Here is a 1254-nt window from a genome sequence, read left to right on the forward strand (position 1 = left end):
GGAAACGCCGCCACCGCCGCTTGATCCCGAAGACCAGCCACCACCGGAGCTCCCCGACGACCAGCCGCCCGAAGACGAACCCGTTGTCCAGCCACTGCTGCCCGAGTACCCGCTCGGCCCACGGCCGTAACGAAACGTCATGCCCAGCCATCTGTACACGCCCGGCGACAGCTTCGTGCCCAACATCGGCGGCAGGAACGCCATCGCCAACCCGCCGAAAAACATCGTCGCCCACAGGATCAGGAACACGGCAACGATCGGATCGATGGACGTGCCGTCATCGGCGGGATTGCGCTTGCCTCGCGCTTCCAGCTCCTCCGGATTGCCTTCCAGCACCATGACCATGTCATCGACGGCTTTGCTGATGCCGCCGGAGAAGTCGCCGGCGCGGAAGGCCGGCACCATGTCGTTTTCGATGATGAGCTTGGTATGCAGGTCGGTCAGCGTACCTTCCAGCCCATAACCGACCTCGATGCGCATCTTGCGGTCGTTCGGGGCAACCAGCAGGAGCACGCCATTGTTCTCGCCCGCCTGGCCAAGTTTCCAGAAGCGGAACAGGCGGTTGGCGTAGGGCTCGATCTCCTCGCCATCGAGGCTGGGGATCGTCGCCACGACGATCTGGTCGGAACCTTTTGTCTCGAAGTCGGCGAGCTTCCGCGTCAGCGCCGCCTTGGTCGCGGCATCGATGATGCCGGCATTGTCGACGACGCGGCCGGTCAGCGCCGGAAGATCGGCGGCGAGGGCGGTGAAGGGAAGGAAGAAGAGGCTTAGAAGAGCGAAAAGGAACCCTAGGCTTGCGTTCCGGGGCGCCCCCCTCTGCCCTGCCGGGCATCTCCCCCTCAAGTGGGGAGATTGGCCGTCATCTCCGCTTTCGCCAATTTGCAACGTCGCAAGATCGGCGTCAGCGCCGAAGCTGCCAATCTCCCCCCTTGAGGGGGGTGAGGACTGATCCGCGTAGCGGACGGGAAGCCAATTGCTTGGCTTTCCGAACGACGAACGCCCGAAGCGCCAGCGAAGGGCCGGTTCCGGTAGGACAGAGGGGGGTGTTTGCACGCCAGCAGCCCGTCATTTCGCGGGATTTATTCCGATGACAGTCGACGTTCACCCGCCCTGCTTCGTGCCGAAATCGACCTTCGGCGGCTGCATCTTGTCTTCGGCGACAGTGAAATTGGCAAAGGGCTCATTGCCGCGGAACCAGAAGGTCGCCCACAGCACCGAGGGGAAGGTCCTCAGCGTCAGATTGTAGTCCCTGAC

The 1254-nt window shown here is 63.4% G+C and carries 1 protein-coding gene and 1 pseudogene; both read right to left on the bottom strand.

Going from position 1 to position 1254, the window contains the following annotated elements; genetic code table 11:
- The coding region (locus EN964_RS35005) for a YgcG family protein (RefSeq protein ID WP_164776414.1) at window positions 1-843 on the bottom strand (843 nt) is incomplete at its 3' end.
- Between the two features lie 258 nt (window positions 844-1101).
- Window positions 1102-1254 (bottom strand): annotated as a pseudogene (locus tag EN964_RS38975) (LemA family protein); the annotation flags it as partial.

Origin of the sequence: Mesorhizobium sp. M7A.F.Ca.CA.001.10.2.1 (assembly GCF_003998575.1) — a bacterium.
Classification (GTDB): domain Bacteria; phylum Pseudomonadota; class Alphaproteobacteria; order Rhizobiales; family Rhizobiaceae; genus Mesorhizobium.